Raw genomic sequence first — 17284 nt, 5'->3', positions numbered from 1 at the left:
CTCCGAACGCGGGTTACCCTCGATGCGACGAAAGGAGCACGAGTGGGCGGCGGGCACGCACCGGGAAAGGGACGGCGGGCGACCAGCGAGTTCCCCGCGGGCTGGACCGACGAGCAGATCATCGCGGTGATCAAGGACGTCGCGAACGATCCGAGCGAACCCCGCCTCAGAATGCACAACGGCCGCTGGCGCTGCGCCGGCGAACGGTACGGCGTGCACCTGATCGTGCTGGTCGAGGACAACGGCCACGTCAAGACGGGTTATCCGGTCGCGGGCCCCGGCGTGGTCCGCAATCCCGACACCGCCGCCGACCCGGCGAACCCGACGGTCGCCGACCTCTCCGCCGGCCGGATCAGCTTCTTCGGCGACAGCCTGCTCGACCAGATCGGTGACCGGATCGCGCCGGACGTACTGGCCTTCTACCGCACCTTGCACTGGTCGGGTGAATGGGAAGAGCTGGCGGACGTCCTCGTCGCCCACGCGATGAAGGAGAACCTGCATCTCGGCGTGGACGAGTACGCCACCCTGGAAAGCCTGCTGAACAGCTTCGACCTGCCGATCGACGGATTCCTCTACCTGAACGACCGGGCACACGCCCTGGCCGCTCTGCGCCCCTAACTCGCTTCCGCGACCTCTTCGGCGCCGCACTCGGCGGCCGAACGCAGCGCGTCCAGCGGCAGCGCGACCGCGTCCGCGATCGCCATCACCGTGAAGAAGGCGGGCGTCGGGATCCGCCCGGTCTCGATCTTCCGGAGCGTCTCCACCGAGATCCCGGCCTCCGCCGCGACCTCGACCATGCTCCGCGACGACGCCGCGCGCGCGTCCCGGAGCGCCAGCCCCAGCCGCTCGCCGCGTTCGCGTTCCTCGTCCGTCAACGGCACTCGCACCATGGGCCCAATACTAATACCGGTCCTGCCGCGGCCGAAGCCCGGAGCGCCACCTGGCACCCCGGCGGCACCGCTTCGCGACGACCCATGCGCCCGGTTGGTGTCATGGTGTCCGGTTCCCGCTGGGGTCGTGAGCGGTAAAGCGCGTTAGAACGACCATTGCCACTCACGACCACCACCCGAAGTACTCAAATCGGGCATCAGCCCGAGCCTCGGTGACCCTTGTGGACGGATCTCGCGTGACTGGGTGGACGACACACGTGACGGAAGGGACGACACGCGTGTCCTGATGGACGACTCGCCTACCGGCCCGTCCGCGCGCGTGTCGTCCCTTCAGTCACGTGTGTCGTCCGTCCGATCACCCGTGCCGTCCACCCAGTCACGCGAGTTCCGGCCCCAATCACGCGAGTTTGGGCTCCGATCACGCGAGATGCGTCTCGGCGCACACGCCCGAGTTACCCCCAGCCTGTGGACAACTCTGTGCACAGGTCCGTGGACAACCCAAAGAAAGGGCCCCGCCGAGCCGGAACTCGACGGGGCCACAATCCCTAGTGGCTTCAGGCGCCCGCGGGCACCGGAAGTGGGAGTCCGGGGAGGCTCTGGTCGTTCGGCACCTTGCCGTCGACGAGGAACTCCTCCACGACCTTGTCCACACCCGCGTTGCCGCCGGCGTAGATACCGTGGTCGCCTTCACCGGTCACGGTGATCATCCGCGAACCGGCGAACGCGCGGTGCGCACGGGTCGCGCCCTCGATCGGGGTCGCCGGGTCGTTCACCGACTGGACGATCAGCACCGGCGGGACGCCGCGGCCGTCGAGCTTCGGCAGGTCGACCGGCTTGTTCTTCCAGAAGATGCACGGCTGGATCAGCCAGCCCGCGCCGAGCAGCGGCAGATCGCGGTCGATCAGCTTCTGCGACTGCCGGATCACGCTGTTCCGGTTGCCGTACCACGGGCCCTCGTTGCAGGGGATGGTCCAGAAGCTGGCGTTGTAGGAGTCGCCGTCGGTCGGGACGAACAGCGGCTGCGGGCCGATGACGCCGTCACCGTCGACGGTCTCGGCCTTGACCTTCTTCGCGGCCGAGGTCTTCTGCTGCTGCGTCGAGGTGCCCTCGGTCAGCGTCTTCAGGTTGACCAGGTAGTCGGCCAGCGCCGGGAAGTTTCGCTTCGAGTAGAGGTACGACGCGATGGTCGAGTCGAGCGCGTTGGCCGAAACCGGGACGCCGTCCACCTCGACCGGGTTCTGCGTCAGCGCGAAGCGGACCTTCTCGTACGTCTGGCGCGCGGCTTCACCGGTCTTGCCGAAGCCGTAGACCTTGTCGTACTTGCCCATCCACGGCAGGAAGTCCTGACGCCAGCGGCGCTCGAAGCCGAGCGGCTGCCCGTCGAACGAGTTCTGCCAGGTGGTGGTGAACTCGGTCGAGGAGTCCAGCAGGAAGCGGCCGGTGCGGGTGGGGAACTGCTGCGCGTAGTGCGCGCCCATCCAGGTGCCCGCCGAATAACCGACCCAGTTGATCTTGTCGCGGCCAAGGAGGACGCGCAGCAGGTCGATGTCGCGGATGGTCTGTGCGGTGTTGATGAGCGGGCCCAGCTCGCCGGACTTCACCTGGCAGGAGTCCGCCGCGTACTTGGTGGCGTCCAGGATCAGGTTGAGGTTCGCCCGGCTGCGGTCGCGCGGGTCCAGGTCGGAGCCGGTGCCGATCGCGTTGCCGCAGGTGATGTTGGTGCTCTTGCCGGTGCCGCGCGGGTCGAGACCGATGATCTCCTGGTTCGCGCGGAGCTTCGTCTGGTTACGCAGACGGGCCGGGAAGTTACGGCCCGGAGCGCCGGGGCCACCCGGGTTCGTGATGACGCTGGCCGTCGCTTTGCCGCTGGTGGCGGCGAGGCGGCTGACGGCGATCGTCAGGTCGATTGCCTCGTTCGTCTTGTACCAGTTACGCGGCGCGCGGTAGGTCGCACACTCGATGTTCTCGGCCCCCGGAGGCGGCGCGGACGGCAGCTCACTGGCGGTGCACTTGTGCCAGTCCAGCCTCTGGTCCGCGTACTTCGCCGGAATGTTGGTGGAGTTCAGCGGCTGCTGCCCGGCAGCCTCCGGACCTGCGAACGCAGGCGTGAACCCGGCCAGCATGGTGCCGGCGACAGCCGGGATCACCACCGCATAGCGGAGTTTCTTCATCCGATGCCCCTTTGGTCTTGCGTGCGAAGTTCCTGTTCGCGACTGCGGGCTATTGATATCCGGCGGGGACTCCGACGGCAACCGCCCTTCGTCGTATGGGGCGTCGCTGATCAAATCGATATCGGGCACGCGTGACCCGGGCGGGTGAGAGGTTCTAGGGTCATCGGGACCATCCGGGGGTACGGGAATGTTAGGTGAGGTCCGATGGCGTCAGGTAAGGCAGACGGGAAGGTGAGGGGCTTTCAGTTCAGCCCATGGAACCTCCTGTTGATCATCCCGTTGCTGGTGCTGATCACGTCTTTGTTCAATTCTGACGGTCCCCGGCTGTTCGGGATGCCGTTCTTCTACTGGTTCCAGTTCGTGTTCGTGGTGGTCGGTGTCCTGTGCACCTGGATCGTCTACGTGATGACCAAGGACAAGCCGACCAGTGAGCGTCCCGACCGGCTGTCCGTGGACGAGCTCGACGAGGGGGACGTCAAGTGACCAACATCCAATGGCCCGAGCTGATCATCTTCACGATCCTCTTCGCGGTGGTCACCGTGCTCGGCTTCGTCGCGTCGCGCTGGAAGGCCGGCAACACCCTCGACCACCTGGACGAATGGGGTCTCGGCGGCCGCAAGTTCGGTTCGTGGATCACCTGGTTCCTGCTCGGCGGTGACCTCTACACGGCTTACACGTTCGTGGCCGTCCCCGCGCTGATGTTCAGTGCCGGCGCGATGGGTCTGTTCGCGCTGCCGTACACGATCATCGTCTACCCGATCGTGTTGATGCCGGCGCTGCGCATGTGGTCGGTTTCGCGGGTCCGCGGCTATGTCACCCCCGCCGACTTCGTCCGCGGGCGGTTCGGTTCGCCGACGCTGGCGTTGCTGATCGCGATCACCGGCATCGTCGCGACGATGCCGTACATCGCGCTGCAGCTCGTCGGCCTCGAAGCGGTGCTGCGGACCATGGGCATCAACGGTTCCGGCATCGTCGGTCACCTGCCGCTGCTGGTCGCCTTCATCATCCTGGCGGTCTACACCTACCAGTCCGGCCTTCGCGCGCCCGCGCTGATCGCGTTCGTCAAGGACATCCTGATCTACCTCGTGATCATCGTCGCGATCATCTACCTGCCCTCGAAGCTCGGCGGCTGGTCGGCGATCTTCGACGCGGCCGACGCGAAGTTCGACAAGACGCCGTCTCCGGCGGACGGCATCCTGCTCAACACCAACAACCAGCTGCAATACGCCACGCTGGCGCTCGGTTCGGCGCTCGCGCTGTTCCTTTACCCGCACTCGCTCACCAGCGTGCTCGCCTCGCGCGGCCGCAGCGTGATCAAGCGGAACATGGTCGCGCTCCCGGCGTATTCGCTGGTGCTGGGTCTGCTGGCGCTGCTCGGCTACGTCGCGATCAGCGCGTCGGTCTCGCCGATCACCAACAACGCCACCGGCAAGCCCGACACGAACACCGTCGTCCCGGTGCTGTTCGACTCGCAGTTCTCGTCGTGGTTCGCCGGGATCGCGTTCGCCGCGATCGGTATCGGCGCACTGGTGCCCGCGGCGATCATGTCGATCGCGGCGGCCAACCTGTGGACCCGCAACATCTACAAGGAGTACATCAAGAAGAACGCGACGCCGGGCGAGGAAGCGAAGCAGGCCAAGCTCGCTTCGTTGATCGTGAAGTTCGGCGCGGTGGCGTTCATCCTGTTCATCGACCCGCAGTTCTCGATCGACCTGCAGCTCATCGGCGGTGTGCTGATCCTGCAGACGCTGCCGGCGGTCGCGATCTCGCTCTACACGCGGTGGTTCCACCGTTGGGGCCTGATCGCCGGCTGGGTGGTCGGTATCGGGTGGGGCCTGATCATGCTCTACAACATCCCGAACCCGGCGACCGGCAAGGCGCACTTCGGTGGCTCGGCGCTGAAGCTCGGGGACCTGTCGATCTTCGGCTGGCACCCGCTCAGCGGCTCGCAGCTGCAGATCTACGTCGGGTTCGTGGCGCTGATCGCGAACCTGCTCGTCGCCGTGATCTTCACGGTGATCGCGCGGCAGATGAAGGTCTTCAACGGCACGGACGACACCGAGGCCGAGGACTACCACGCCGACGAGCACGACAAGGATCTCCGCGAAATCGGCGTCCACTGAGTCAGCTGTGGGAAGGGGCCGCGTCCTGCCGGGACGCGGCCCTTTTCGTGGCCGCGGTCGCCGCCAGGTAGAGCACGAGGCCGTTCAGCAGGTGCCACAGGAAGTGGGTGCCGGCGGGGAAGTTCCCGCAGACCGTGTGGTCGGCCGTGCGGAACGAAAGGGACACTCCGAAAACGCCCGCGGTGATCGCGAACCTGCGACGGTCTTCACCCTTCAGAACGATCGCGAAGATCACGAGCCCGATCAGCGCCGAGAGGTACAGCCCGCCGCCCAGCGACGCGACGACGGCGGTGAAGGCGAGGAACACGGGGATGCCGAGCCACGACAGCCCGCGCCGGACGCCGAAGAACAGATGCGGGAACACGGCGGCGTAGTACAGGACGAACACCAAAATGAAGCCGGTGTCGGCGGCCGCGGACCAGCGGGTGGCGAGCAGGTGGAAGGCCGTGCTGCCGAGGAACACCAGTCCGATGAGGACGGCGAAGACGCGCCCCTTCGGCTGCCGCCAGACCGCGATCGCCGCGATCAGGAACGCGAGATTGCTGAGGCTGTTGAGCGGCTCGCCCCAGAGACCGGGGGCGAGGCGTTCGCAGTAGCCGTCGACGTACGCCGTCCAGTTCATTGCCCCAGCCAACCGTGTCCGCGTGAACTGGGGGTGTCTTCGACGTCGCTACCTCCGCTTTTGGACTACTGCTGCCGCTGCCGCGCGTTGCGAAAGCCACTTTCGCAACCTTCAACGTTGCGAAAGTGGCTTTCACATCACCCGCGTGTCCCTCGGCCAGGTGCCCACGCCCACCCGCCGGATCTCCGAGTCCTGAAGGCCCCCTTTGAGACGCTCGATGTCCCGAAGGCCCCCTTTGAGACATCCACCCGAGTTGTCCACACCCACCCGTCGTTGTGGACAACTCGGCCCCCGCCACCGCCGGAACCCACCCCGCGTCACCCCCTCCCGATACGCTGGTGCGGGGCGCGCCCCCCTGGGAGCGGTGGGGGGTGGGGTACGCGCGGCGAGGCGGAAAAAGCGCTGCTCAAGGGGGTGCGGAGCAGGCCGCCAGGCGTCGGGTGAGGAAGCGCCGCCGCGGTTCCGAGCAGGGCAGTGCGAGCGCTCGCCGGTAGTGGTCCGCGGCTCGCCCGGCGTCGCCGGCCCGCAGCCACAGTGCACCGAGGACGGCGGGCAGCAGGGTGTAGTCCGGCAGGTCGGCCTCGACGGCTTCGAGTTCGGCGATCCCGGCCGCCGCGCCGTCCACCATCGATAGCGCGATCGCGCGATTCAGCCGCGCCACCGGCGACGGCCGCAGCGCCAGCAGGTCGTCGTACAGGCCGACGATCCGGCGCCAATCCGGCGACGAAGCCGTGCCGTGGCACAGCGCGATCGCCGCTTCGACGTGATACGCCGACATCTCCGGCCCGGTGCACGCCCGTTCGAACAGCCGCGTCCCCTCGGCGATCATCGCGTGATCCCAGCGGTCGCGGTCCTGCTCGTCGAGCAGCAGCAGATCGCCGTCCCGGTCGACCCGCGCGGGCAGCCTGCTCGCCTGCAACAGCATCAGCGCGACCAGCGCCCGCACCCTCGGCAGATCCGTTTTCGGCTCGGCCAGCAGCAGCCGCCCCAGCCGGATCGCCTCGCCGCACAGTTCGCCGCGCACCGCGACCTCGCCGGTCGTCGCGTCGTAGCCCTCGTTGAACAGCAGGTAGAGCACGGCCAGCACACTGTCCACTCTGGACTCCAGCGCGTCCGGTCCAGGCAGCGAAAACGGTTTCCCCGATTCCCGCAGCCATTTCTTCGCCCGCACGAGCCGCTGCGCCACGGTCGCCGGTTTCGTCAGCAGGGCCGCCGCGATTTCGTTCACCCCGAGCCCGCCGACGGTCTTCAGCGTCAGCGCCACCTGCGAGACCTTCGGCAGCGCGGGATGACAGCACAGCAACATCAACACGAGTTCGTCGTCCGTCCGCCGGTCGGCTTCGTGGCCGTTCAGCTCCACGAGCCGCGGCAGCAGCGCGCGCAACGTCTGTTCGCGCCGGACGACGTCCATCGCCCGGTTCCGCGCGGCCCGGAACAGCCAGCCGCGCGGATTGTCCGGCACCCCGCTCTGCGGCCAGGTGCGCAGCGCCTGTTCCAGCGCGTCGGCGACGGCCTCCTCGGCCAGGTCCAGGCGTTCGGGGCCGAGCGCCCTGGCCAGCGTGGCGACGATCCGCCCGGCGCTGTGTCGGAACAGGTGCTCCACCACGCCGGCCGGGCGGCTCATGACGGCGTCACTCCTCGCAGCCGCGTTCGCCGACCTTGCGCACCTCGATCGGCCCGAACGCCAGATGCGGATGCGTCGCGAAGATCTTCTCCGCCTGGTCGAGGTCCACGGCCTCGATCACCTGGTAACCGCCGACGATCTCGGTGGCTTCGGTGTGCGGTCCGTCGGTCGCACCGACCTCGCCGCCGGTGCCGCGCAGCACCCTGCCGCCGCGCGACAGCCCGCCGCCGCCGACGAAACGGCCTTCCTTCGTGCGTTCGTCCGCCCAGGCGATATAGCTCTCGAGCACGCGTTGCGCTTCGTCGGGGCCGAGGTGATCATGCGAGTCCGACTGGGACCGCAGGAAACCGACGTAGTTGGGCATGGTGTCCTCCTTGGGAATCGACGGCCCCTAGACGAACGAGCCCTCGGCGAATCGACACCGCGCGTCAATATCGGAAGAGCCGGTCGTGCAGCTCACGCTGCCGCGCGAACCAGGCACCCAGCCTGGTCCGGCGACGCCGGCGTTTCAACACCTGCCGCACCTCGCGTACACAGGGCTCGTCGGGAGTGAAGGACTTCCCGGTCAGGAGGACGGCGTAGTGGCCGTCCGGGCAGCGACCGGAAACGGAGATCATTCCCGGCGTCAGGTCGTCGACGAAATCGATCGAGCCGACCCCGACCACGGACCGCCGATCGCAGACGGGGCAGTAGACGACGAACACGTCACAGCTCCAGCCGCCAGGTCTGCCCGGTCAGCTCGTAACCGAAGCCCGTGATCGTTTCTTCGCTCACCAGCTGGAAACCGGCCTTCCGGTAGATCGCCCGCGCCGTCTCCAGCAGCGAGACCGTCCAGAGCTCCATCGCCGGGTAGCCCGCCGCCCTCGCGAACTCGACGCATTCGGTGACCAGGCGTTTCCCGACACCCCGCCCCCGGGCGGCCGGTTCGAGGAGCAGCATCCGGAGCTTCGCGGTGACGCCGTCTTCGGCGGGCATGCAGAAGATGCTGCCGACGCGCTCCCCGTCGAGCTCGGCGATCCAGCCCGCTTGGCGCGGGTCTCCGCGCCTCTCGACGTACTCCGCGACGACGCGGGCGACGAGCGCTTCGAAGCGCTCGTCCCAGCCGTACTCGCGGGAGTAAAGGGCGCCGTGACGGTGGACCACCCAGCCGAAGTCACCCGGCCGGGGCGGGCGGAGGACCAGCGTGGGATCCGCGGCGCGTTCGCCCACCAGCGAGGTGATCGTGTCCATGGCACCGAGCAGCCGTCGCTGCTCGTCTTCGCCGAACCGGCCGAGCAGCGAGCCGATCCGGCCCACCGACCGTTCGTCGAGGACGGCGAAGGCCTTGCGGCCGTTCTCGGTCAGGCGCACGATCTGACGGCGGGCGTCTTCGTCGCTGCGTTCACGGGTGAGCAGGCCGCGCCCCTCGAGCCTCGCGAGCAGCCTGCTCGCGTAACCGGCGTCGAGGTCGAGACGTTTGCGCAGGTCGGTGACCTGGGTCTGCTCCTGCTGCGCGAGTTCGAAGATGACCCTGGCTTCGCTCAGGGAGTATTCGGCGTCGGCCGGTCCTTCGTCGAGGACGCCGATCACGCCGGTGTACAGGCGGTTGAAGGCCCGGACGGTCGCCACCCGGTCCGCGGATCGATTCATTTGACCACCTCAACAGATTCGTTGACGAGGTCAAGTGTTACTCCGCGAAGCGGTGAAGGCAAGAAATCTTTCGGGGGTGGACATATGGAAACCCCGTGATGCTGCCAGGTCGGGGGTCCGCCAGCATCACGGGGTCGTAGTGGGTATCGACGCCGCGTTCCACGGCGTTACACCCCACGCACTATGTGTCGTAGGTCACTCGAACGGGCGACACCTACAACGGTTGTTGTCGGGTCAGCGCATGTGCGTGTGACGCGCCTGGGAGATAGCGATGAGCTCCTGACGAACGGTCGCGGTGGCCGCGGTGTCGATCGCCCGGTTCAGCGCCCGGCGAGTACGAGCCTCGGCGCGACGGGCACGGAGCTTGGCGGCGATGTTGTTCATCGGTTTTTGTCATCCCCTTGGGAGTAGGTCTTGCGTCTTCGTGGCTGTGCTCCTAGTATGCACCCTTTTTCACAAGGATGCCAACGATTATCCGGTGACTTGGCACACCCGCCGATGAATCATCGGCAACATGAGCGTAAAACCGGAGAGATTTGGTGGCGCCGGTCACTTCTTGGTAACGCCGAAGGCGCGACGAAGCGGCGGTAGGGTTCTCTACCGCTTTCTAGGATCTATGCGATAAAGCCGAAGAGAGGCTTAGTCCCGGCCGAGCAGGTAGTGGCCGAAGTGCGGGACGGTGAAGGCGATATGCCCGCGCTCGGCGGAGTACACCAGGCCCTTCTTCATCAGGCTGTCCCGCGCCGGTGACAACGACGAAGGCTTCCGCCCCAGGTAGACGGCCACATCGGCGGTCCCGGCGGACTCGTCCCGCCCCTGCGTCAGCTCCGCCATCGCGAGCAGGTACTCGCGTTCCGCGGGCGTCGCGCGTTCGTAGCGGGAGCCGAAGAAGCCGACCGCGAGTTCCGATTCGGCCTCCGGGGCCGCGACCTGGACGTCCTTCACGGTGATGGGATCCGCCGGCGCGGCGTCCCAGGCGGCCTTGCCGTAGGCCTGGATGAAGTACGGATAGCCGCCGGACGCGTCGAACAGGGCGTCCAGCGCTTCCGGTTCGATGCCCGCGTCTTCGCGTTCGATCGGCGCCATCACCGCGAGGTCGGCGTCTTCGCGTTCCAGCCTGTCGATGCGCGCGTAGCGGAAGAGACGTTCCGAGTACGACTTCGACGCCGAAAGGACGGCGGGCACGTGCGGCAGTCCCGCGCCGACCACGACCAGCGGCGCCCCGGACTGCGAGAGCTCGTGGCAGGCGGCGCAAAGCGCGGAAACGTCCTCCGGCAGCAGATCCTGGATCTCGTCGATCAGCAGCGCGACCCCGGTGCCGACGTCGGCCGCCAGCTCCGCGACCTCGGTGAACAGTTCGACCAGGTCGATCTCGATGTCGCCGGAATCGGCGCGGCCCTGCGCGGCGGGCACGTCGATACCGGGCTGCCAGCGGTCACGGAGCTTCGCGTCCGGTTTGTTGGCGCGCAGCGCGAACGCTTTGAGCACGGCGAGCACCTGCTCGACCCGGTCCGGCGCGCGATGGCGCACGGCGAGGTCGCGGATCGCGCGGTGCAACGCGGCCGACAGCGGCCGCCTGAGTTCGGTGTCCGGGCGGGCTTCGATCTTGCCCGCGCCCCAGCCGTGCTTGATGGCCCGCGAGCGCAGCTCGCCCAGCAACACGGTCTTCCCCACGCCACGCAGACCGGTCAGCATCAGGCTGCGTTCGGGTCTCCCCCGCGCGACCCGTTCGAGCACGACCTCGAAGGCCTGGAGCTCGCGGACGCGACCTGCCAGCTCGGGCGGCCGTTGGCCGGCACCCGGCGCGAAGGGGTTGCGGATGGGATCCACTCTCACACGCTATCGGCGTTTCTAGCTCTCGCCCGATATTCCGCCATAGAGGGATAGGCGTGTCGCGGCGCGTTACTCCGAGTGGACGGGTCTGCAGCCCCGTCGACTCGTTTTACTCACTCAGATTGCGTTCCGCGTAGATCTTCATCGCGTCACGGATGTATTCCGCGGTGCCCGGGCCGTACTTCTCGTCGTACTGCCCGTAGCGCGGGTCGTCGACGTACAGCTGCCCGAGACCGGCGAAGTAGCCCTTCGAGACGGCTCGTACCGCCGGCCGGAGCCATTCGTACAGCCGCCGCGTGATCGCCTGGGTCTCGTCACCGTCGGCGGGCAGGCCCTTCGCGTGGGCCTCGCCGAACGCGGCCGCGATGTCCTTCTGCTCCTGCTGGTGCGCCTTCTTGTCCTCGGCGCTCAGCGACTTCCACCACCGGTCACCCTGCTTGTAGGCGTCGGCGCCCCAGCGTTCGGTGACCTCCTTCTCGTACTTCGTGTGGTCGAAGCCGTCGAACACTTCCGTTGCCATCAGTTGTTCACCTCTTTCTGTCTTCTTCAAGGTCGTCCTGACCGATTCGATCTGCCGTCCGAGCCGCTGTCGCTCCTGCTCCAGCCACTTCAGGTGGGTGCGCAGCGCCGCCGTCGTGTCCTGCTCCCCTTCGAGGACTTCGCCGATCGCGGGCAGGCTCAGCCCGAGTTCGCGAAGCAGCAGGATCCGTTGCAGCCGCACCAGCGCGTCCTGGTCGTAGTAGCGGTATCCGTTGCTCCCCACCCGGCTCGGTTCGAGCAGCCCGATGTCGCCGTAGTGGCGCAGCGTGCGGCTCGTCGTCCCGGCCGAGCGGGCGATGTCCTGGATCGACCACTCCTTCTCGTTCGGCATGTCCACGAAGGTAGAGGTTGACGTTGCGTCAAAGTCAATCGAAGTTCACCCGTCCGTGGCATGGTTCACGAATGAAGACATTCGCGCTGGTCATCGCCGCTGCGCTGACCCTGACGACCGCCGGGGTCGCCGACGCGCAGCCGCGTCGCGCCTTCGACATCCAGGCTCACCGCGGCGGGCTCGGCCTCACGGTCGAGAGCACGCTCGCGTCGTTCGGCAAGGCGATGGAGCTGGGGGTGACCACCCTCGAACTCGACATCCAGATCACCAAGGACGGTCGCGAGGTGATCACCCACGACCGCAAGACGACACCCGCGAAGTGCCGTGACACCGCGCCCGCGACGCCCGGCGACCCGGCGTACCCGTACGTCGGCAAGTACGTGAAGGACCTGACGTTCGCGCAGGTCCGCACGCTGGACTGCGGTTCGATCCGCCAGCCCGCGCATCCCGGCCAGACGCTCTCCCCCGGCGCCAAGATGCCGACGCTCGCCGAGCTCTTCCAGCTCGCCCGCGACCACCGCGCCTGGGGGATCAAGTTCAACATCGAGACCAAGGTCGAGGCCGCCGCGCCGCACGAGACGGCGCCGCGTGAGCAGTTCGTCCAGCGGGCGGTGCGCGAGATCGTGCGCGGCGGGTTCGCGCGCAACGTCACGATCCAGAGCTTCGACTGGGGCGCGTTGATGCGGTTCCGCGAGGTCGCGCCGTGGATCCCGACGGTCGCGCTGACCCAGCCCGAGTTCCTGCAGGTGGGGCAGCCGGGCAAGTCGCCGTGGCTCGGCGGGCTCGACATCGACGACTTCGGCGGCAGCCCCGTCCGCGCGGTGAAGTCGTTCGGCGCGAAGGCGCTCTCGCCGGTGCACGGCAACCCGCAGGGCGGCAAGGTCGGCGACCCCGACTACCGGCCGTTCACCACGAAGGCCCTGGTCACCGAGGCGCATCGGGCGGGCATCAAGGTCGTGCCCTGGACGATCGACGATCCGGCCACCATGCACAAGCTGATCGACGACGGCGTCGACGGCATCATCACCGACTACCCGGACCGGCTGCGGCAGGTCGCGGCCGACCGTGGCTTCAAGCTCCCGAAGGCGTATCGGATCCGCTAGCGGAATCTAGCTCCGTCTAGCGTCAGATAAATATTCCGGGATACACCGTTAGCGCGGTTCGGCGCGGTGGCGGGCGGGAAGACTGGGGATAGGTTTGTTTCCCGGGTCCGGATCAGAAAGGTTTACGACCGTGATTCTCCGTCGCGTCGCACGTCCGCTCCTCGCCGCGATCTTCATTTCCGGCGGGATCGGCGCGCTGAGGGACACCCAGGGGCACGCCAAAGCCGTGGAGCCGTTCCTCACCGAGTCCTTCGACAAACTGGAGGGCGTGGTGCCGGAATCGGTGCCGCGCGACCCCGCCACCCTCGTCCGGATCGACGCCGCCGTGAAGGTCGGCGCCGGGGTCGCGCTCGCCGCGGGCAAGGCGCCGCGTCTGGCCTCGCTGCTGCTGCTCGGCAGCCTCGTCCCGACCACGCTGGCCGCGCACCGGTTCTGGGAGATCAAGGAACCGGCCGAGCGTCAGCAGCAGCAGATCCAGTTCATCAAGAACGCCGGACTCGCCGGTGGCCTGCTGCTAGCCGCCGCCGACACCGCCGGCAAGCCGTCGCTCGGCTGGCGCGCCCGCCGCGCCGCGTCGAAGACGGAGAAGCGTGCCGAGAAGCTGGCGAAGAAGGCCGAGAAGGCCATCACGAAGTGACGACCCGCATTTAGTCCTCTGGATGCGAGACGCATCCAGAGGACTAAATGCGTGGGGTCATGAGGTGAAGGCCTCGATGTCCTCCGCCTCGACGACGGTGCGGACCTCGACCTCGATCTCCTCGAACAGTGCGGCGTAGGTCTCCGCGAAGGCGACGGCCTCCGCCAGATCCTTGGCGTTGATCAGCGCGAATCCGCCGATGACCTCCTTGGCCTCGGTGAACGGGCCGTCCGTCGCGGTGATCTTGCCGCCGCGCGCCTTGCGGACCCTCGCGCCGCGCTCGGAGGGGTGCACGCCCTCCGCCGTGATGAGGATGCCCTTCTCGGACGATTCCTCGATGAAGGCGCCCATCTTCTCGATGAATTCCTTGCTGGGGTTCCAGGCCTCCGGGGCGCTCTCGTCCAGCCGGTGCATCATCAGAAACCGCATCGCTGCTCCTCAGTGTCTTGGCGGGGCTGTTTCTACCCCGCCTTCACCGACGCGTCGAGCGGCTCGACGGCGGTTCGACATTTCGTTCAGAAAGAATGTTTCAGCGATACGAAAGTTTCCGGTGCCCTGTGCTTGGCGGGACGGCACGCGTGATCCGACGGACGACACGTAGCGGTATCACGCATGAGACGAGCGAGAAGCACGCGACGTCAGCGGCTCGCGACCTTCTTGTACTGGGCGGTCGCCAGCGGCGCGAAGATCGCGATGATGGCGACGCAGCACAGGATCGCGTACAGCGAAGCGTTCTCGGCGGGCCAGCCCGTCGGTGCCGCGCCGAAGCGGTTCCCGAAGAGGTCACGCGCCGAGTTGATCACCGCGGTGAACGGGTTCCAGTCGGCGATCGCCTTCAGCACGCCCGGCAGCTTGTCCGCCGGGACGAACGCCGTCGAGATGAAACTCAACGGGAACATCCACATCAGCCCGGCGCTCTGCGCGACCTCGACACTGCGCGCGACGAGCCCGATCCACGCGCCGACCCAGGACAGCGCCCAGGCGAACATCAGCATCACCAGGTAGCCGAGGACGGCGTCGAGGAAGCTGCCGCGGATCCGCCAGCCGACCAGCAGCCCGCACAGCGACATGACGACCAGCGCGACCACGCTGATCACCAGGTCGGACGTCGTCCGGCCGAAGATCACCGCGAGCCGCGAAATCGGCAGCGAACGGAACCTGTCGATGATGCCCTTCTGCAGGTCGTTCGCGAAGCCGATCACGGTGAACGCCGAGTTGAACGCGACCGTCTGCGCGAAGATGCCGGCGATCAGGAACTCGCGGTACGCGAGCCCGCCCGCCTCCCCGCCGATCGCGTCGCCGAAGACATACGCGAAGAGCAGCACGAACATGATCGGCTGCAGGGTCGCCGCCATCAGCCAGTCCGGGTTGCGCTGGACGTTCTTCAGGTTCCGCCAGGTGATCACGCCACCGTCGGAAAAGGCCTTCGCGACCGCGCTCACTTTTTCTCCCCCTCGTCCGTGGCGTGTCCTGTCAGCGAAAGGAAGACGTCGTCGAGCGTCGGCCGGTGCAGCGCGACGTCCTGGACGGCGACGCCGTGGCCGTCCAGCCGGCGCAACGCCTCGATCAGCGCCTTCGGCCCGCCCTCGACCAGCACGTCGACCTTGCGGGTGTGCTCGTCGACCGACGGCGTGCCCGAGCCGACCTCGGTCAGCACCTGCGTGGTCATGGCGAGGTCGCTCGTGTTCGCCACGACGAGCTCCAGCCGCTCGCCGCCGATCTCCTGCTTGAGCTCGTCGGCGGTGCCGCGCGCGATGACCTTCCCCTTGTCGATCACGACGATCGAGTCGGCGAGCTGATCGGCCTCCTCCAGATACTGCGTGGTCAGCAGCACGGTGGTGCCGTCGGCGACGAGTTCCTTGATGACCTCCCAGGTGTCGATCCGGCCGCGCGGGTCGAGCCCGGTGGTCGGTTCGTCGAGGATCACCACGGTCGGCTCGGCGACCAGCGCGCCCGCGAGGTCGAGCCGCCGCCGCATACCGCCGGAGTACGTCTTCGCGGGGCGATCCGCCGCGTCTTCCAGCCGGAACCGGGCGAGCAGCTCACGTGCCCTGGACTTCGCCGCGGCCTTCTTGCTCCCGTACAGCCTTCCGACCATGTACAGGTTCTCGAAGCCGGTGAGGTTCTCGTCCACGGCGGCGTACTGCCCGGACAACCCGATCGACCGCCGGACGGCGTCGGGGTGGGCCAGCACGTCGTGCCCGGCCACCTCCGCCTCGCCCGAATCCGGGCGGAGCAGCGTGGTCAGGATGCGGACCGTCGTCGTTTTGCCGGCGCCGTTCGGCCCCAGCAGGCCCAGCACCTTGCCCGTGGGGATCGACAAATCGACCCCGTCGAGCGCCCGGGTGGACCCATAGGTTTTGACCAGCGCTTTCGCCTGAACCGCGAACATGCGGTCAAACTAGACCCCGGCACCGACAAAGGCACCGGGGTTTTTCCCGGATCCGCTCAGAGCGGACTTGTTACTTCTCGAGAATCGCGGTGACGCCCTGGCCGCCCGCCGCGCAGATCGAGATGAGTCCGCGGCCGGATCCCTTCTCGTTCAACAGTTTCGCGAGGGTGGCGACGATACGGCCGCCGGTCGCGGCGAACGGGTGCCCGGCCGCCAGCGACGAGCCGTTGACGTTCAGCTTCGCCCGATCGATGGAGCCGAGCGGTTCGTCGAGGCCCAGCTTCGACTTCGCGAACTGCGGGTCCTCCCACGCCTTGAGGGTGGCGAGCACCTGCGACGCGAAGGCCTCGTGGATCTCGTAGAAGTCGAAGTCCTGCAGGGTGAGCCCGGCGCGCGTGAGCATCTGCGGGACGGCGTACGCGGGCGCCATCAACAGGCCTTCGTCACCGTGGACGTAGTCGACGGCCGCGGTCTGCGAGAACGTCAGGTACGCCAGCACCGGCAGCTTGCGCGCCTTCGCCCACTGCTCGGTCGCGAGCAGGACGGTCGACGCGCCGTCGGACAGCGGCGTCGAGTTGCCCGCGGTCATCGTGCCCTCGGGGCCACCGAAGGCGGGCTTCAGCTTCGCGAGCTTCTCGACGCTGGAGCCCGGACGCAGGTTCTGGTCACGCGCCAGCTTCAGGTATGGCGTGACGAGGTCGTCGAAGAAACCCTTGTCGTAGGCGGCGCCGAGCCGCTGGTGGCTGGTGGCGGCGAGCTCGTCCTGCGCCTCGCGGGTGATCTCCCAGACCTTCGCGGTCAGCGCGGCGTGCTCACCCATGGACAGGCCGGTACGCGGCTCGGAGTTACGCGGGATCTCGGGGACGATATGCCCGGGGCGCAGCTTCGCGGCGAGCTTCAGCCGGTCGGGGAGCGTCTTCGCGGCGTTGAGCTGCACGAGGATCTGGCGCAGGTCGTCGTTGACCGCCAGCGGCGCGTCGGACGTGGTGTCGACGCCGCCCGCGATGGCCGAGTCGATCTGGCCGAGGGCGATCTTGTTGGCGACGTTGATGATCGCCTGGAGACCGGTGCCGCAGGCCATCTGCACGTCGGAGGCAGGGGTGGCGGGGTTCAGCCTGCTGCCGAGGACGCTTTCGCGGGCGAGGTTGAAGTCGCGGGCGTGCTTGAGCACCGCGCCGGCGGCGACCTCGCCGATCACCTCGTCCTGCAGGGAGAAGCGGCTGACCAGGCCGTCGAGGGCGGCGGTGAACATGTCCTGGTTCGACGCTTTGGCGTACGGACCGTTCGAGCGGGCGAAGGGGATCCGGTTGCCGCCGATGATCGCGACCTTGCGCACGGGTGCCGTCCTTTTCGTGGCCATTTTTTTCCACTCCTCCGTAGGCTCTCTCA

19 protein-coding genes are annotated in these 17284 nt (G+C 67.7%); 5 read left to right on the top strand and 14 right to left on the bottom strand.

The features are described from left to right. Window positions 1–42: 42 nt before the first annotated feature. Window positions 43–618: an EndoU domain-containing protein gene (locus ACFWIW_RS00920; RefSeq protein ID WP_378366506.1), complete on the top strand. Its 576-nt coding sequence runs from the start codon at window positions 43–45 to the stop codon at window positions 616–618. On the opposite strand, the gene ACFWIW_RS00915 is transcribed toward ACFWIW_RS00920, so the two are convergent. Together ACFWIW_RS00915 and ACFWIW_RS00910 are read right to left on the bottom strand one after the other, a co-directional pair. Continuing rightward, the gene (locus ACFWIW_RS00915) at window positions 615–890 is read right to left on the bottom strand and encodes a helix-turn-helix domain-containing protein (protein ID WP_240596476.1); all 276 of its coding nucleotides are present in this window, start codon (window positions 888–890) and stop codon (window positions 615–617) included. The genes ACFWIW_RS00920 and ACFWIW_RS00915 overlap by 4 nt on opposite strands. Window positions 891–1444: 554 nt before the next feature. Then, the gene (locus ACFWIW_RS00910) at window positions 1445–3061 is read right to left on the bottom strand and encodes an alpha/beta hydrolase (RefSeq protein WP_378366505.1); all 1617 of its coding nucleotides are present in this window, start codon (window positions 3059–3061) and stop codon (window positions 1445–1447) included. 204 nt (window positions 3062–3265) lie between these two features. On the opposite strand from ACFWIW_RS00910, the gene ACFWIW_RS00905 reads away from it, so the two are divergent. Together ACFWIW_RS00905 and mctP are read left to right on the top strand one after the other, a co-directional pair. Beyond that, a complete protein-coding gene (locus ACFWIW_RS00905) occupies window positions 3266–3544 on the top strand; it encodes a DUF3311 domain-containing protein (RefSeq protein ID WP_038521797.1) in 279 nt (92 codons plus the stop codon). Beyond that, window positions 3541–5184 carry a monocarboxylate uptake permease MctP gene (gene mctP / locus ACFWIW_RS00900; RefSeq protein WP_378366504.1) on the top strand — a complete coding sequence of 548 codons (1644 nt, stop codon included), beginning with the start codon at window positions 3541–3543 and terminating at the stop codon, window positions 5182–5184. The genes ACFWIW_RS00905 and mctP overlap by 4 nt, the downstream gene beginning before the upstream one ends. Before the next feature lies 1 nt (window position 5185). Here the strand turns inward: mctP and ACFWIW_RS00895 are convergent, their stop codons facing one another. From ACFWIW_RS00895 to ACFWIW_RS00860, 8 genes are all read right to left on the bottom strand, one after another. After that, window positions 5186–5806: a hypothetical protein gene (locus ACFWIW_RS00895; RefSeq protein WP_378366503.1), complete on the bottom strand. Its 621-nt coding sequence runs from the start codon at window positions 5804–5806 to the stop codon at window positions 5186–5188. A gap of 406 nt (window positions 5807–6212) precedes the next feature. Further along, entirely contained in the window at window positions 6213–7430 is a 1218-nt protein-coding gene (locus ACFWIW_RS00890; RefSeq protein WP_378366502.1) for an RNA polymerase sigma factor, read from the bottom strand. A gap of 7 nt (window positions 7431–7437) precedes the next feature. Beyond that, a complete protein-coding gene (locus ACFWIW_RS00885; RefSeq protein ID WP_378366501.1) occupies window positions 7438–7794 on the bottom strand; it encodes a YciI family protein in 357 nt (118 codons plus the stop codon). A 64-nt stretch (window positions 7795–7858) separates the two neighbouring features. Further along, on the bottom strand, window positions 7859–8134 hold the full coding sequence (locus tag ACFWIW_RS00880; protein WP_378366500.1) for a hypothetical protein: 276 nt from the start codon (window positions 8132–8134) through the stop codon (window positions 7859–7861). Window position 8135: 1 nt separating this feature from the next. Further along, complete coding sequence (locus ACFWIW_RS00875) at window positions 8136–9059, bottom strand: GNAT family N-acetyltransferase (protein ID WP_378366499.1); 924 nt, start codon at window positions 9057–9059, stop codon at window positions 8136–8138. A 234-nt stretch (window positions 9060–9293) separates the two neighbouring features. After that, window positions 9294–9443, bottom strand: a complete 150-nt coding sequence (locus ACFWIW_RS00870; RefSeq protein WP_007032374.1) for a hypothetical protein — start codon at window positions 9441–9443, stop codon at window positions 9294–9296. A gap of 255 nt (window positions 9444–9698) precedes the next feature. After that, window positions 9699–10889 carry an ATP-binding protein gene (locus ACFWIW_RS00865; protein ID WP_240596485.1) on the bottom strand — a complete coding sequence of 397 codons (1191 nt, stop codon included), beginning with the start codon at window positions 10887–10889 and terminating at the stop codon, window positions 9699–9701. Between the two features lie 112 nt (window positions 10890–11001). Beyond that, entirely contained in the window at window positions 11002–11763 is a 762-nt protein-coding gene (locus tag ACFWIW_RS00860) for a MerR family transcriptional regulator (protein ID WP_378366498.1), read from the bottom strand. Window positions 11764–11834: 71 nt separating this feature from the next. On the opposite strand from ACFWIW_RS00860, the gene ACFWIW_RS00855 reads away from it, so the two are divergent. Together ACFWIW_RS00855 and ACFWIW_RS00850 are read left to right on the top strand one after the other, a co-directional pair. Beyond that, window positions 11835–12866 (top strand): glycerophosphodiester phosphodiesterase family protein, encoded by a 1032-nt coding sequence (locus ACFWIW_RS00855; RefSeq protein ID WP_378366497.1) that lies wholly within the window; start codon window positions 11835–11837, stop codon window positions 12864–12866. 130 nt (window positions 12867–12996) lie between these two features. Then, entirely contained in the window at window positions 12997–13503 is a 507-nt protein-coding gene (locus ACFWIW_RS00850; protein ID WP_378366496.1) for a DoxX family membrane protein, read from the top strand. A 57-nt stretch (window positions 13504–13560) separates the two neighbouring features. Here the strand turns inward: ACFWIW_RS00850 and ACFWIW_RS00845 are convergent, their stop codons facing one another. The 4 genes from ACFWIW_RS00845 to ACFWIW_RS00830 all read right to left on the bottom strand — a co-directional run bounded on the left by ACFWIW_RS00845 (window position 13561) and on the right by ACFWIW_RS00830 (window position 17255). Beyond that, complete coding sequence (locus ACFWIW_RS00845; protein ID WP_378366495.1) at window positions 13561–13932, bottom strand: YciI family protein; 372 nt, start codon at window positions 13930–13932, stop codon at window positions 13561–13563. Window positions 13933–14141: 209 nt separating this feature from the next. After that, window positions 14142–14945 carry an ABC transporter permease gene (locus ACFWIW_RS00840; protein WP_125779924.1) on the bottom strand — a complete coding sequence of 268 codons (804 nt, stop codon included), beginning with the start codon at window positions 14943–14945 and terminating at the stop codon, window positions 14142–14144. Next, complete coding sequence (locus tag ACFWIW_RS00835; RefSeq protein ID WP_378366494.1) at window positions 14942–15895, bottom strand: ATP-binding cassette domain-containing protein; 954 nt, start codon at window positions 15893–15895, stop codon at window positions 14942–14944. Before ACFWIW_RS00835 ends, ACFWIW_RS00840 begins: the two co-directional genes overlap by 4 nt. 70 nt (window positions 15896–15965) lie before the next feature. Then, window positions 15966–17255, bottom strand: coding sequence for an acetyl-CoA C-acetyltransferase (locus tag ACFWIW_RS00830; RefSeq protein ID WP_378366493.1), 1290 nt, complete (start codon window positions 17253–17255; stop codon window positions 15966–15968). Window positions 17256–17284 lie beyond the last annotated feature (29 nt).

It is taken from the genome of Amycolatopsis sp. NPDC058340, from assembly GCF_042723975.1.
In the GTDB taxonomy this organism is placed as follows: Bacteria; Actinomycetota; Actinomycetes; order Mycobacteriales; family Pseudonocardiaceae; genus Amycolatopsis.
Note: the sequence above shows the minus strand (reverse complement) of the source record. Positions and strands in the feature narration are given on the sequence as shown.

Coding starts and splice junctions, on each gene's coding strand:
- ACFWIW_RS00845 (WP_378366495.1), bottom strand. CDS start 13,932: ATGCGGTTTCTGATGATGCACCGGCTGGACGAGAGCGCCCCGGAGGCC.
- ACFWIW_RS00895 (WP_378366503.1), bottom strand. CDS start 5,806: ATGAACTGGACGGCGTACGTCGACGGCTACTGCGAACGCCTCGCCCCC.
- ACFWIW_RS00870 (WP_007032374.1), bottom strand. CDS start 9,443: ATGAACAACATCGCCGCCAAGCTCCGTGCCCGTCGCGCCGAGGCTCGT.
- ACFWIW_RS00885 (WP_378366501.1), bottom strand. CDS start 7,794: ATGCCCAACTACGTCGGTTTCCTGCGGTCCCAGTCGGACTCGCATGAT.
- ACFWIW_RS00890 (WP_378366502.1), bottom strand. CDS start 7,430: ATGAGCCGCCCGGCCGGCGTGGTGGAGCACCTGTTCCGACACAGCGCC.
- ACFWIW_RS00915 (WP_240596476.1), bottom strand. CDS start 890: ATGGTGCGAGTGCCGTTGACGGACGAGGAACGCGAACGCGGCGAGCGG.
- ACFWIW_RS00905 (WP_038521797.1), top strand. CDS start 3,266: ATGGCGTCAGGTAAGGCAGACGGGAAGGTGAGGGGCTTTCAGTTCAGC.
- ACFWIW_RS00855 (WP_378366497.1), top strand. CDS start 11,835: ATGAAGACATTCGCGCTGGTCATCGCCGCTGCGCTGACCCTGACGACC.
- ACFWIW_RS00910 (WP_378366505.1), bottom strand. CDS start 3,061: ATGAAGAAACTCCGCTATGCGGTGGTGATCCCGGCTGTCGCCGGCACC.
- ACFWIW_RS00830 (WP_378366493.1), bottom strand. CDS start 17,255: ATGGCCACGAAAAGGACGGCACCCGTGCGCAAGGTCGCGATCATCGGC.
- ACFWIW_RS00835 (WP_378366494.1), bottom strand. CDS start 15,895: ATGTTCGCGGTTCAGGCGAAAGCGCTGGTCAAAACCTATGGGTCCACC.
- ACFWIW_RS00860 (WP_378366498.1), bottom strand. CDS start 11,763: ATGCCGAACGAGAAGGAGTGGTCGATCCAGGACATCGCCCGCTCGGCC.
- ACFWIW_RS00875 (WP_378366499.1), bottom strand. CDS start 9,059: ATGAATCGATCCGCGGACCGGGTGGCGACCGTCCGGGCCTTCAACCGC.